This window comes from Sphingopyxis sp. (genome assembly GCF_965227415.1).
Taxonomy (GTDB): Bacteria; Pseudomonadota; Alphaproteobacteria; order Sphingomonadales; family Sphingomonadaceae; genus Sphingopyxis.
On the sequence record NZ_OZ245749.1, the window covers coordinates 1,868,026 to 1,880,402 of the forward strand.

A 12,377-nucleotide genomic window follows, 5' to 3' on the forward strand; every position below is an offset into this window, starting at 1 on the left:
ATGACTGAAGCTATCCTCGACCGCGAGGGAGACTGAATTGGAACTGCCTGCGCCGCCCCACCCGAGCCGCCTCATCGTCGATTGCGATGCGATCGCCGCCAATTTCCATACTCTCGCGAAGCGGGTCGCACCTGCCAAATGCGGGGCGGTCATCAAGGCCGACGCTTATGGTTTAGGGGTCGCTGACGTCGCGGCAGCCCTGCTCTATGCTGGCTGCAGCAGCTTTTTCGTCGCGCGGTTGTGCGAGGCTGAGCGGCTCGCACGCGTCGTTGGTGCGGGTTCCGACATCACCATCCTCAATGGTCTCGACCCGGGCAGCGAAGCGGCCTGCGCCGACGCGGGCTTCATTCCGGTCCTGAATTCGACATCGCAGCTCGCCGCCTGGCGAGCACATGCTCGATCTGAGGCGCGGCCCTTGCCGGCCGCGCTTCAGATCGACACCGGCATGTCCCGTCTCGGCTTGTCTCCCGATACGGCGCTGGCCGCTGCAAATGATCCTGATTTAGCCGGGGAGCTCGACCTCAAGCTCCTGATGACGCACCTCGCCTGCGGCGACGAGCCCGCACGCAGCGTAAGCATGAAACAGCTCAGCCGGTTCGAGGCCGTGGCCGCGCATTTTCTCGCCGTGCCGAAGTCGATCGCGAACAGTGCGGGCGCTTTCCTACCGCGCGGCTTCCACCGCGACATCGTACGTACAGGCATCGCGCTGTTCGGGGTCGCTCCCGTCCCGAAAGCCATGAGGTTGCAGCCCGTGGTGCGCCTCGAGGCCCGAATCCTGCAGATCCGCACGATCGCGGCCGGCACCGGGGTCGGCTATGGCCTCGACCATGTCGCGCCCGCGACACAGCGGATCGCAACGATTGCGACGGGCTATGCCGACGGCTGGCCGCGGAGCCTCGGCGGCAACGGCGCGGCTTGGCACCAAGGCGTGCGGCTTCCCATCGTCGGGCGCATCTCCATGGACAGCCTCACGATCGACATTGGCGGTCTTGCCGAAGACAGTATTTCGGAGGGAGATTTTGTGGAGTTGCTCGGCCCATCGCAGTCGCTCGCGGATGTCGCGCGAAATGCGGGTACTATCGCCTATGAAATCCTGACTGGACTTGGGCCGCGGCACGCTCGCTTCGTGATTGAAAACGGGCAGATGCGCCCCGCACACGACGGGGCGGCGGCATGAGAGTCATTGTTCTCGGCGCCGGCGTGATTGGCGTTACGTCGGCCTATTATCTGGCCGAGGCGGGGCATGAGGTCGTGCTGGTCGACCGGCGGCCGGGGCCCGCGCTCGAGACGAGCTTCGCCAATGCCGGCGAAATCTCGCCCGGCTATGCCTCGCCCTGGGCGGCGCCCGGCATTCCCGTCAAAGCCATGCGTTGGCTGTTCATGAATCATGCGCCGCTGATTATGAGCCCCCGCATCGATATGGCGATGCTGCGGTGGATCCTCGCCATGCTGCGAAACTGCACCACTGCACGCTATGCCCTCAACAAGAGCCGCATGGTGCGGCTTGCCGAATATAGCCGCGACGAGCTGATCGCGCTGCGCGGACGGCTGGAGCTCGACTATGACCAGCGCTCATTGGGCACGCTCCAGCTGTTCCGGACCCAGAAGCAGTTCGACGACAGCGCGGAAGATATCGCGGTGCTCGAACGATATGGCGTCGCGTACGAATTGCTCGGCCGCGAAGGCTGCGTCGGCGCCGAGCCGGGACTTTCCACCGCGCGGGACCGCTTCGTCGGCGGACTCCGTCTGCCCGGCGACGAGACGGGCGATTGTCATCTGCTCACGCGGCAGCTTGCCGATCACCTCCCCGCGATGGGCGTCGAGCTACGCTATAATTTGCCTGTCGCCGGACTCGAAATGCACGCTGGCCGCGTCGCGGGCGTCCGGACCGATGCCGGACTGATCCGCGGCGATGCCTATCTGGTGGCGCTCGCCAGCCACTCCCCGGCATTACTCCGCCAAGCTGGACTCTCGCTGCCTGTCTATCCCGTGAAAGGATATTCGATTACCCTGCCTGTCGCCGACGCCGCCTGCGCGCCGGTGTCGACCCTGCTCGACGAAAGCTACAAGATCGCGATCACGCGGCTGGGCAACCGGATCCGGGTAGGGGGCATGGCGGAGCTCTCCGGCTTCGATGCCGCGCTGCCGCCCCAGCGCGAAGCGACGTTACGCCATTCGCTGGGCGACCTGTTTCCCGGCGGCGCCGATATGACGGCGCCATCGCATTTCTGGAGCGGATTTCGGCCAATGACGCCTGACAGTACCCCGGTCATCGGTGCCACCCCGGTCCCGAACCTGTTTCTCAACACCGGGCACGGCACATTGGGCTGGACGATGGCGTGCGGATCGGGACGGCTCGTTGCGTCGCAGATCGGCGGCGAGCGCCCCTCGCTCGACCCCGCCGGTCTCGGTATCGATCGCTACCTGTGAAACCACCAAGAAAGAAAAAAAATATGACTATTGAGCGACTCCATTCGGGCCCGCGCATGAGCCAGGCCGTGATCCATAAGGGCCTTGTATATCTGGCCGGCCAGATCGGCACTCCGGGCGAAGATACGGCCGCACAAACTCGTGCGGTGCTCGGCAAAATCGACGCGTTGCTCGCCGAGGCAGGCACCGACAAATCACATATTCTGACGGCGACGATCTGGCTCGCCGCCATGGAGGACTTCGGCGCGATGAACGCGGTCTGGGACCAATGGGTCGGCGGCGCCAACGCCCCCGCGCGCGCCACCGGCGAAGTGAAGCTCGCGACGCCCGACTATCGCGTCGAAATCATCGTGACCGCCGCCCTTCCTTGATCGGGGCAGCACCGCATTCGGCGGCGCCCTGAGGCGGCCAAGCCATCTCGCCGCACCCCCCGCACCGAGTCTGCAGGGCTGCGCGGTTGACTCGACTCTCGAAGCGGCGCATCATGCCCCCATGCATAATGCACAGCATCTTTGCCGTTTCCGCAGTGAAAGTGGACAGCTTCTCGCGGGCTAATTGCCCCCGGTCTCAAGGTGCTACGCGCCCCTGACCCGGGGGCCACCCTCTTCAAATTTGCCCACTCCAATTTAGTGAGCGCGCTCGTGTGTGCGCTCGCCTGCGAAAGTTAGAAACATGACAAGACAGAAGCGTTCCAAGCGCCCCCCTATTCATATGATCGACAGCGAAGCCGATGTGCTGGGCGATCTGGCTCTCGCGGCCGCCGAGCGATCGCCCCAGGTTTCCGCAATGTTGCTCGACGAGATGTCGCGTGCGAAATTCTATAGCCGCGAGCGCATTCCCCACGACGTCGTCGTCATGGGTGCGACAGTGGAATTCGATGACGCCAATGGTTCGACCCGTTCGGTGAAGCTGGTCTATCCGAAGGACGCCGATATCTCTGCCGGCCGGATTTCGATCCTGACGCCGGTCGGCGCTGGACTGATCGGCCTCCGCGAAGGCCAGTCCATATTGTGGCCGGACCGCGAAGGCCATGAACGCGAATTGACGATCGTGCGGGTGAGACAGGAAGCCAACGCGCCTTGAACCTCGGTTCGCGGCTGGAGCGCGAGGAACGCGCGGTCGCCCTCAACACCGACCGCGAGTTCTTTCGACTTGGAGTTCTCAGATGACCGCCAAATCCCCGCCCACCCGTCGAGTCCTTCTGGCAACGGACCTCAGTTGCCGCTGCGATCGCGCGCTCGACCGCGCCGTAGCGCTCGCGGACCAGTGGGCGGCCGAACTGGTTGCGGTCGCGGTTGTGGAAACCGGTGCGGCCGACATGCTCGACGCGCGTCCGCGCAAATGGCGCCGGCAGGCCGATCCTGCCGAGCGCATGCGATGGCGTCTTGCGCGCGATGTCGGGAGCGCTGCGGCCAATATCCGGATGGTCGTCGGCGAGGGAGATCCCGCCTCAACGATCAACGCCATCGCGCAGCGCGAGCAATGCGACCTGATTGTGACAGGCTTTGGCCATGACGAGACGCTCGGCCGAATCTTCCTCGGCAGCACCGTCGATCGGCTGGTTCGTCAAACCCGCATTCCCATTCTCGTCGTCCGCGAGCGCGTGGCCGGCGCCTATACGCAGGTGTTGGCCACGACCGACGCTTCGGAAGAGTCGCTGGAGGCGTTACGCGTTGCGTCCGCGTTTTTCGCCGGGGCCGCGCTTACCCTCTTTCATGCCTTCAATTATCCTTATTCCAGCCTGCTGGACGATCGCGATTTCACGCGCGAGACGGGAGAAAAAGAAGGCGAATTGCACCAACTTCTGCAAAAGGGCGGTTTCCAGCGCGACCCTCTCAAGCAAGAGGTCAAGCCGGTCGCCAGATTTGGATCGCCCGAAGCCCTGCTCCCCGAATATGTCGAGGATCACGGCATCGACCTCACGGTGGTAGGCAGCAACGGGCATGGGGCGCTGTTCGATGCACTGATCGGCAGCACCCATCGTAAACTTCTCGATACACTCGAGGGTGATATGTTGATTGTGCGCGAGAGTTGATCCGGCCGGCTTGCCTCACGGCACTGCGGTGTCCCGAAAATAATCCTTCCAAGTCTAGCGCCTATGCCAACTGCCGCAGTTAGACAGGTACTGCAGCCGGGCCGTAGGCCGTGTAACTGGCGATAACGCCCGGAGAAAACTCAAGGCGAAGGCGAGAGCCCTTTCCCACGCGCACGCAAAAACAGAGAACATGGCAAGCGTTGACTGGGGTCGGGAGTTCGTATCATCATCGCGAGAATATCCGCCGACGCGCGATCGATTTGCCGCGTAGCTCTTGGCGGTTAGCGATCGGGGTTCTGTTCGGCGATCGGATAGCCCGTGAAGACCTTGGGCTTGTCCATGAGCACATGGGTCGTAACGCTGCCGACGCCATAGTCACCGCCGACCAGCGCCTCGCGAATCTCGGTCCAATGCTGCATGTTGCGGACGACCACTTTTAGAAGATAGTCGATACGGCCGCTCACGTGCGATGCCTCGACGATATCTGGTATCGCCGAAAGCGCTTTTTGGAAACGCGCCTGCTCATCGGGCGCCCGTCCCTCGAGACCGATCTCGACAAAAAGGACAAGGCCTACATCGACGCGAAAAGGGTCAAGCCGCGCGTGATAACCCTGAATGATGCCAATATCCTCAAGCCGGCGCACGCGCGCGAGGCAGGCGCTCGGCGACAGCGCGATGCGGTCCGCGAGCGCCTGGTTGGTGAGTCGCGCTTCGTCCTGAAGATGGCGGAGAATTTTCCGATCGATGCGGTCGAGTGAATGATCGTTGGCCATGGTCCCGCACGACCGCAGAAACTGCGGGCCACGTCAAGGTCTTCGGCGCCACTTGCGGCGTGCATCCGTCTATTATGCCCCTGTCATATCGGCAGTGCGCCGATGACATAAGGAGCCAAATCATGACAAGCAGTGAGAATATCTGGGAGGCGATCATCACCTTCCTCTTCGTGCTCGGCCTTCCGCTCATCATTGCCGCCGCGATTCTGATCGTCACCTGATTCCGTGCCGCGCCCCGCGATGACGCCCCTGCCCGTGCGCCGTCCAGGCCCATTCAGGAATAGCCCGTCCTCCCGCCGGGCGATCCATCCCGGTCCTGCAAACGACCGGCTGGCGCGGACGCTCGGCTGGCCGCACCTGGTTGCGCTTGGGGTCGGCGCCATCGTCGGCACCGGCATATTGACCCTGATCGGCGTGGGAGCGGACAAGGCCGGACCCGCCGTGCTCATCGCCTTCCTCATCGCGGGCCTCGTCTGCACATGCGCGGCGCTCGCCTATGCTTAGATGGCGACGATGATCCCGGCTACCGGAGGCGCCTATGCCTTTGGCCGCGTGGTCTTCGGCGATTTTGCGGCCTGGACGATCGGCTGGTGCCTGCTACTGGAATATTGCCTGGTGGTCGGTGCGGTCGCGGTCGGCTGGTCCGGCTATGCGGCGCCACTGCTTCATCAATGGCTCGGTGTCCCGGCCATACTGATGGCCGGGCCGGCCGAAGGCGGGGTCATCAACCTTCCCGCCATCTTCATCATTATGGTCGTCACCATGTTGCTGCTGCTTGGCATGCGGCGGAGCGCGCTTGTCAATGCGGCGCTGGTCGCTCTCAAGATCGCGGCGCTCGGACTGTTCGTTTGGGCCGCGCTGCCCGCGTTCGACTTGGCAAACCTCACGCCCTTCAATCCCTACGGATTCGGAAAGACAGCCGGCGCGGATGGCACCGAACGTGGGATCATGGCCGCCGCCGCCATCATCTTCTCCGCCTTTTATGGCTTCGATGCTGTCGCGAGCGCGGCGGAGGAGACGCGAAACCCGAGGCGCGACCTCGTGATCGGAATCTTGGGATCGATGCTTGCCTGCATTGTCATCTATGTCGTGATCGCGGTTGCGGCGCTCGGCGCCGTGCCGTTCGCCCGGTTTGCCAACAGCCCCGAGCCGCTCGCGCTGATCTTGCGCGAACTCGGCCAGTCCGATGCCGCGCGTTTCCTGGCGATCTCGGCGGTCATTGCCTTGCCGACGGTCATCATCGCCTTCTTCTTCGGACAAACCCGTGTCGTCTATGCCATGGCGCGCGACGGGCTCTTGCCGCGGCGCCTCGCGCAGGTTTCGCGCGCCGGTGTTCCGGTCCGCACAACGCTCGTCACGACGCTTCTGGTATCGACCATCGCGGCGTTCCTGCCGCTCGGCGAGATCGTCGCGCTTGCCAATGCGGGCACGCTCCTCGCCTTCAGCACCGTGGCACTCGGCATGCTGGTCATGCGGCGCCGGGCACCGCTCGCACTGCGCGGCTACCGGGCGCCTGCTGCCTGGCTGGTGGGTCCCGTTGCGATCGCAGGCTGCTTTTATCTCTTCGCCAGTCTCCCCAGTGCCACTCACATCTGGTTTCTCGGCTGGAACTGCGCAGTGATTTTGGGCTATTTCCTCATTCGCCGGCGTCGAGGCTGACAAGATCGTCCCTTATCTGTCGCGCTCCAGCGAGTCGGTCCGATCAACTCGCAGCCGAACCGTTATGCAGGATTTTGAGCAGCCCTCTGGCAACGCACAGGCCTGATTCTTCAGCGATCGTCACGCCGAGACCGGTCCCAGCCTCGATCTTTTCCCGAAGCGCGGGCGTTGCGGCGCCTCCCCCGGTAAGCACAATGCCCTGGCCGTGAATATCCTTGCTTAACTCGGGAGGCGTTTCGGCGAGCACTTCCAGGATGAGGTCGACGATGTGCTGCGCATGTCTTTCGATCACGTCGGCGAACTCGGTCGGCGCAATCCGGATCGCAGCCGGCAATCCGGACACGAGGCTTCGTCCCTTGACTTCGATAGCGTCCGCAGCACCGCCGCGCGTACAGGCTTCGCCGATCGCATATTTGATGCGTTCGGCGCTGCTGCGACCAACGAGCAGTTTATGCCGCGCATGGAGGAATTCGATGATTGCTGCATCGAGTTCGGCACCGCCGCCGCGCAGCGAGCGCGTGAGACAGACCCCTCCCAGCGACAAGAGGGCAACCTCGGTCGTCCCTGCGCCGCACTCGACGATCATCGTTCCTTGCGGAGCATCGATCTCCAGGTTCGCGCCGATCGCCGCAGCAAGCGGCTCCGGCACGAAGCACACCGGGTTGAGCCCCGCGTCCCGCGCGGCGGTGAGCATTGCGTTTCGTTCGGCTTGCGTGACGTCGGCCGGCAATCCGATCATGACGCGCGGGGACCGGAACGCACGACGTTTGATCACGTGCGAAGCGGCATAGCGAAGCAAATGCGTGGCGGCCCCGATATCCTGAAGAACCCCGCGCCTCAGCGGCCGCCGCACACGCATTCCAGCCGGCGTTCTGTCCGTCATCGCAGAGACCGGTGCACCGGCAGCGATAAACCGGGGCTGATCGTGCAGTCCCGTCAGGCAGCAGAGCGAAGGCTCATCAAAGATGACGCCGCCGTCGCGGTGGATCATACGCAAATTCGCCGTCCCGAAATCAATCGCGATTTCGGCCGGCCGGCCGGTAAGATTCGTGGTCATGCGGCGCTTCTAGCAAGGCCGTCCCCAACTGTCTCGGTGTAACCGGATCGGCGGATATGGGAATGGGCGTAAAAGATGGCTCACATGGGAGGATCAGAGGGACCGGGCCTTGCGACAGGCCGCTTCGGCAAATCGGATCCGGACGGCTCGCATTGCAGAATCTCGCCGGTCGAAACCACTTCGAAGGACCGGGCATCGACAATCCTGAGGGCCTCGCCGCCGAGAAGCTCCGCCGTTATCGCACCTTTGAGGACGCGGCGCGCGCCCCGCCAATTCACGGTGCGGAGGTAGCGGCACTCGATGACGATCAAAAAGAACCATCGTCACCCCGGCAGCGATGCCGGGCGATTTCCTCGATCACCGCTTTGTCGCCGAATTGGCCTTTTTCGGAGCGCTGACAGAATGTTACCCCAATGATTCAAAGTGAAGCCGTCAGGGAATAATGAGCGACAGTGAAGAGGAGTGCGATAACGATCCCAAATGCGAGGATCATCATCCCCGAAATGCGGAGCACATATCGCGCGGGATCGTCGTTAGTGAGCGGCTGCACCCGGGCCGGACTAATATTCCCCTGTCGCAGAGCGGCCCACCACCGCCGCACGAAATCCTGCCGGAACGCGAGTAGAAAGCCGACCGCGACAAGAACCACGCCGATCAGATCGACCACAATAATGGTCATGGGCATGACGACATCCTTTCCGAAAAGCGAGGTTGCGCCTGTCAACATGCCGACAGGGCGAACTCCGGGTCAGCGCGAGATCTCTTTCAGCCCTTAGTGGGCCGCCATCCCGATCCCGACAAACGCATATTCTTCAGGGTTGCCGCGCTTTTTTTTGCAGTCAAAAGGCGCCAATCCCCGTCGGAGCCTCAAGCGCGCGGGCTGGCTCGCTTCAGAAAGGCTGCGGCACCATCGATGTTCGCGTGATGGCCCTCCCTCATTCGCGCCAGGTCCGCATGCAACACATCATCGCGCACGACACGCATCAACTCGACGAGCTTTCGCACGACCCAGGCCTGACCGCGGTTCAGAAAGGCCAGCCGCTCCATCGGGTCGGCGATTGCCATCGCCTTGCCATGGAAAGCACCGCAACATCGCGATGGCGCGCCGCCAAGCCGCCTGATCTGGCCGGACAGCATCCTGCACCAGCGCGCCTCATCGGCACGGATGCCGCGCATCAGCGCGGCATGTTCGGTGCCTTCAGCGTCGCGCATGCTCGCGAGCGCGACACGTGCGCCGGCCCGTTCGGCCTCGAGTAGGGCGTTGAGGGCGATCAGTATCTCCTCTCGCCCCGCATAGCCCATATACGCATCGTCGGCGTTGCCGGCGTAACATACGGGCGAGGCGCGATCGCCGGTCACGACGATGCCGCCCGGAGCCCGCGCCGAATCCGCTCCATCACACCCGCATCGGCCGTGGCGGAATGCACGACATAGGCGGAATAGGAGAATTCGGGGCTGTCGGGCACGACCGCGAGGCGGCCTTCGTCCAGATAGGAGCGAATGAAGCCTTCGCGAAAATAGCCGCTGCCGCCAGTTGCGAGAATATAATCGAGGGCGAGCGGTCCATAGTCGATCGATACCACGGCGTTCGGTCGATCGGGAAAGGCCGCTCGGTAGCCGGCGGAAAAGTCGGCGCCCCAATCGACCTGGACATGGTCCTCCGCTGCAAGGGTTTGGCTGACGGGTGTTGTGCGCGCAAGGACGAGCTTTTCCTCGAACAACAATTCGGCGACGACCCCCGGCAGCCGCGGCGCGGCATAAATGACTGCGACATCGAGCGACCCTTCCTGCACCCGGTCGAGCAGCCTGTCGGAGCTATCGATCACGGTGCTTACGGCGATGTCGGGACATTCCCGGCGCATCCAGATCAACCAAAGGCGCAGGAGCGGGCTCCAAAGACTCAGTTCCGCCCCGATCGTCACAACCGTGTCGCGGCCGGGCGGCAGGGCGACCGCCTGTCGCGCCCGGTCCCACACCTGGACCATGGTCGTCGCGAACCGGAGAAACTGCTCGCCGGCCGGCGTCAGTCTGGCTCCTGCTTTGTTGCGCGTGAACAAGGGGCGATCGAGCTGCATTTCCAGCCCGCGAATGCGCGCGCTGACGGCCGTCTGGGTCAGGTTCAGATTGGCCGCCGCGCCGACAAAGCTGCCGGTTTTCACAATCTCGAGAAACGTTCGGGCAACACCAACATCCACAAAAATTTTCCGTTTAACATGCAATAATATTCATTTGCTTGCACCATAGTAATGGCGCGACAATGCGCTGGCAAGGAGTTGCCATGCCGACCTTCCAATCTCCCGGACATTTGTCTCGCCTGCTGCGGACGTTGGCTGGCGGCGCCGCCATCGCACTGATAACCGCAGAATTGGTGGGGGATCCGGTCTTTCTGTGGTTCGCCCCGCTGCTTGTCGCAGGTGCGATATGGCTGCAGGCGCGCCGCGAGTGGGCCGCCGCCGAGCGGCATATCGAGGCTTTAAACGTGCAGTCGGCGCGCGGCCGGCGCCGCACCGGCGTGATCGTCGATCCGGGTCCTCGCCGCGCTTGCACATGGTCGCGCCGGCCGAGCGGTCGCACCCTTATCGTCAACTACAGAAAGGATATCCGATGACAATTCAGCTTGGTCAAACAGCCCCCGATTTCCGGCAGGAGAGCACCCATGGGGAGATCCGCTTTCACGAGTGGCTGGGTTCGAGCTGGGGCCTGTTGTTCAGCCACCCGAAGAATTTCACGCCGGTTTGCACAACTGAACTTGGTGAGGTTGCGCGTCTGCGGCCCGAGTGGGACCGCCGCGACGTGAAGCCGATCGGCCTATCGGTCGATCCCGTCGAAGCGCACCATAAATGGGAAGCCGACATCGAGGAAACGCAGAAGGCCCGGCCCGATTTTCCGATGATCGCGGACCCTGCTGCAAAGGTGTCGGCTCTCTATGGGATGATCCATCCCGAAAGTGATCCGGTGCTGACAGTGCGCTCGCTTTTCGTGATCGACCCGTCAAAGAAGATCCGTCTGATCCTGACATATCCGCCGAGCACCGGGCGCAATTTCCACGAAGTGTTGCGCGCCATCGACAGTCTTCAACTGACTGACACCCGCAGCATCGCAACTCCGGCGAACTGGTCGCCCGGCGAACCTGTCGTGATCTCGCCTAAATTGTCGGACGAGGAAGCGAAGCGGCAGTTCCCTCAGGGGTACCGCACGCTGAAACCCTATTTGCGGCTCGTCGATCTGGAAACATCGATCCGGTGAGAGACGCGCCGCATTTCTTCTCGTCATGGTGGGGCTGACCCAATGGCAGGGCATGGGATTGCCCGCCGGGCGCCGCTTCGCCTGCCTCGCATGCCCACCGGCAGGGCTATTTCCGCAGATAAAGAAAGGATCAAATCATGATTATCACTATCTATGACGGACCCGACCGGTGCTCGGCTGAATCCAAAGGTGTTTTTCATTTTGAGCGCGTGCCCGAGATCGGGGAGCTGGTGGTTTTTGAAGATACCGCCCTGACGATCAAACACGCCTGGCATACGCCCGCCATGCAACACCCCGGCGCCAAATTCGCCATCCTCGTAAGCAGCGCCGAACATGTCGCGGCGCGGCCGCGCGGCGTAGAGCCTGCGGTTATGGAAAGTGCCGCGGGCTGACAAGCGCAAGCACCTTGGTCCGGCACGCTCATGCAAGGCCGGCTCTATCCTGATTGCTGGCGTTTGAATGCAAGCGGGACCTCCGGTCTGGCTTCGATTTTTGCCAGCGAGGTCACACATGAAGCGATGATGTAAAGACGCGGCGCGAACCGCCGCGCTATCCAACGTCTCATGATCCGGTATGACAGGAATTTCCGGAGACTGGCCTTTTGTCTCGCTGCTCTCGCCGGCTTTGTGGACGCCATCGGATTTGAAGTCCGGAGGTCTGTTTGCGTCGTTCATGAGCGGAAATTCGACCCGAATGGCGATCGGGATCACGCATGCGGCCGCCTTGGGCTACGCCGCTGCGGCCCTCATCGCCCTCTTCGTGGCGGCGTGCTCCTGAACCTCATCGTCACCGCAAAAATCACTTCCGTGCACCGTAAGGTGGTCGCGATATCCGGCGTCGCCGCGCTGCTCTTCGGTACCGCCGTTTCCAGAGCCTCGGCTTCGATCGCCCTGCAATCGGCATGTTGGGCCTTGCCATGGGCGGTCGAACACGATCTTCCGCCGCGATGGCGGGGTCAGCGTGGGTGTAATCTATATGACCGGAACATTGGTCAAGCTTGGGCAAAAGCTTGCGGACGCCCCGCTCGGCGGAGAACCTAGGGCCTGGGTCCCATATCTCCTGCTCTGGCTGGCCCTTATATTCGGCGGCATTTGCGGAGCGGCCGGCTACGCCTGGTCACCCGGTGCGAGCAGGTAGTTCGCTTTCGCTTTCGCTCTTTCGCTTGTTGCAGCCACCA

The 12,377-nt window shown here is 62.9% G+C and carries 15 protein-coding genes and 1 pseudogene; 11 read left to right on the plus strand and 5 right to left on the minus strand.

Annotated elements, in window-relative coordinates:
• Positions 1-37 precede the first annotated feature (37 nt).
• From alr to ACO055_RS09130, 5 genes are all read left to right on the plus strand, one after another.
• Positions 38-1,177, plus strand: coding sequence for an alanine racemase (gene alr, locus ACO055_RS09110; RefSeq protein ID WP_422062272.1), 1,140 nt, complete (start codon positions 38-40; stop codon positions 1,175-1,177).
• Positions 1,174-2,430 (plus strand): D-amino acid dehydrogenase, encoded by a 1,257-nt coding sequence (locus ACO055_RS09115; RefSeq protein WP_422062273.1) that lies wholly within the window; start codon positions 1,174-1,176, stop codon positions 2,428-2,430. The genes alr and ACO055_RS09115 overlap by 4 nt, the downstream gene beginning before the upstream one ends.
• 23 nt (positions 2,431-2,453) lie before the next feature.
• A complete protein-coding gene (locus ACO055_RS09120; protein WP_422062274.1) occupies positions 2,454-2,801 on the plus strand; it encodes a RidA family protein in 348 nt (115 codons plus the stop codon).
• 340 nt (positions 2,802-3,141) lie between these two features.
• Complete coding sequence (gene rnk, locus ACO055_RS09125) at positions 3,142-3,513, plus strand: nucleoside diphosphate kinase regulator (protein WP_422062275.1); 372 nt, start codon at positions 3,142-3,144, stop codon at positions 3,511-3,513.
• 82 nt (positions 3,514-3,595) lie between these two features.
• Complete coding sequence (locus ACO055_RS09130) at positions 3,596-4,465, plus strand: universal stress protein (protein ID WP_422062276.1); 870 nt, start codon at positions 3,596-3,598, stop codon at positions 4,463-4,465.
• A gap of 281 nt (positions 4,466-4,746) precedes the next feature.
• On the opposite strand, the gene ACO055_RS09135 is transcribed toward ACO055_RS09130, so the two are convergent.
• The gene (locus ACO055_RS09135; protein ID WP_422062277.1) at positions 4,747-5,238 is read right to left on the minus strand and encodes an Lrp/AsnC family transcriptional regulator; all 492 of its coding nucleotides are present in this window, start codon (positions 5,236-5,238) and stop codon (positions 4,747-4,749) included.
• A gap of 240 nt (positions 5,239-5,478) precedes the next feature.
• Between ACO055_RS09135 and ACO055_RS09140 the strand changes: the two are divergent.
• Positions 5,479-6,897, plus strand: a pseudogene (locus tag ACO055_RS09140) (amino acid permease).
• Positions 6,898-6,940: 43 nt separating this feature from the next.
• Here ACO055_RS09140 and ACO055_RS09145 read toward each other — a convergent pair.
• Positions 6,941-7,954, minus strand: a complete 1,014-nt coding sequence (locus ACO055_RS09145) for a rod shape-determining protein (RefSeq protein ID WP_422062278.1) — start codon at positions 7,952-7,954, stop codon at positions 6,941-6,943.
• 152 nt (positions 7,955-8,106) lie between these two features.
• Here ACO055_RS09145 and ACO055_RS09150 point away from each other — a divergent pair, with 152 nt between their 5' ends.
• Positions 8,107-8,352 (plus strand): hypothetical protein, encoded by a 246-nt coding sequence (locus ACO055_RS09150; protein WP_422062279.1) that lies wholly within the window; start codon positions 8,107-8,109, stop codon positions 8,350-8,352.
• A 20-nt stretch (positions 8,353-8,372) separates the two neighbouring features.
• Here ACO055_RS09150 and ACO055_RS09155 read toward each other — a convergent pair whose 3' ends face one another.
• From ACO055_RS09155 to ACO055_RS09165, 3 genes are all read right to left on the minus strand, one after another.
• Positions 8,373-8,639 carry a hypothetical protein gene (locus ACO055_RS09155; RefSeq protein WP_422062280.1) on the minus strand — a complete coding sequence of 89 codons (267 nt, stop codon included), beginning with the start codon at positions 8,637-8,639 and terminating at the stop codon, positions 8,373-8,375.
• Between the two features lie 182 nt (positions 8,640-8,821).
• A complete protein-coding gene (locus tag ACO055_RS09160) occupies positions 8,822-9,313 on the minus strand; it encodes a DUF6306 domain-containing protein (protein WP_422062281.1) in 492 nt (163 codons plus the stop codon).
• The gene (locus ACO055_RS09165; RefSeq protein WP_422062282.1) at positions 9,310-10,149 is read right to left on the minus strand and encodes a LysR family transcriptional regulator; all 840 of its coding nucleotides are present in this window, start codon (positions 10,147-10,149) and stop codon (positions 9,310-9,312) included. Before ACO055_RS09165 ends, ACO055_RS09160 begins: the two co-directional genes overlap by 4 nt.
• An 83-nt stretch (positions 10,150-10,232) precedes the next feature.
• Here ACO055_RS09165 and ACO055_RS09170 point away from each other — a divergent pair, with 83 nt between their 5' ends.
• The 4 genes from ACO055_RS09170 (at position 10,233) to ACO055_RS09185 (ending at position 12,337) form a co-directional block, all read left to right on the plus strand.
• The gene (locus tag ACO055_RS09170; protein ID WP_422062283.1) at positions 10,233-10,562 is read left to right on the plus strand and encodes a hypothetical protein; all 330 of its coding nucleotides are present in this window, start codon (positions 10,233-10,235) and stop codon (positions 10,560-10,562) included.
• Complete coding sequence (locus tag ACO055_RS09175; RefSeq protein WP_422062284.1) at positions 10,559-11,200, plus strand: peroxiredoxin; 642 nt, start codon at positions 10,559-10,561, stop codon at positions 11,198-11,200. The genes ACO055_RS09170 and ACO055_RS09175 overlap by 4 nt, the downstream gene beginning before the upstream one ends.
• Before the next feature lie 137 nt (positions 11,201-11,337).
• On the plus strand, positions 11,338-11,592 hold the full coding sequence (locus tag ACO055_RS09180) for a hypothetical protein (RefSeq protein ID WP_422062285.1): 255 nt from the start codon (positions 11,338-11,340) through the stop codon (positions 11,590-11,592).
• Between the two features lie 583 nt (positions 11,593-12,175).
• Positions 12,176-12,337, plus strand: coding sequence for a DUF1275 family protein (locus ACO055_RS09185; protein WP_422062286.1), 162 nt, complete (start codon positions 12,176-12,178; stop codon positions 12,335-12,337).
• Positions 12,338-12,377 lie beyond the last annotated feature (40 nt).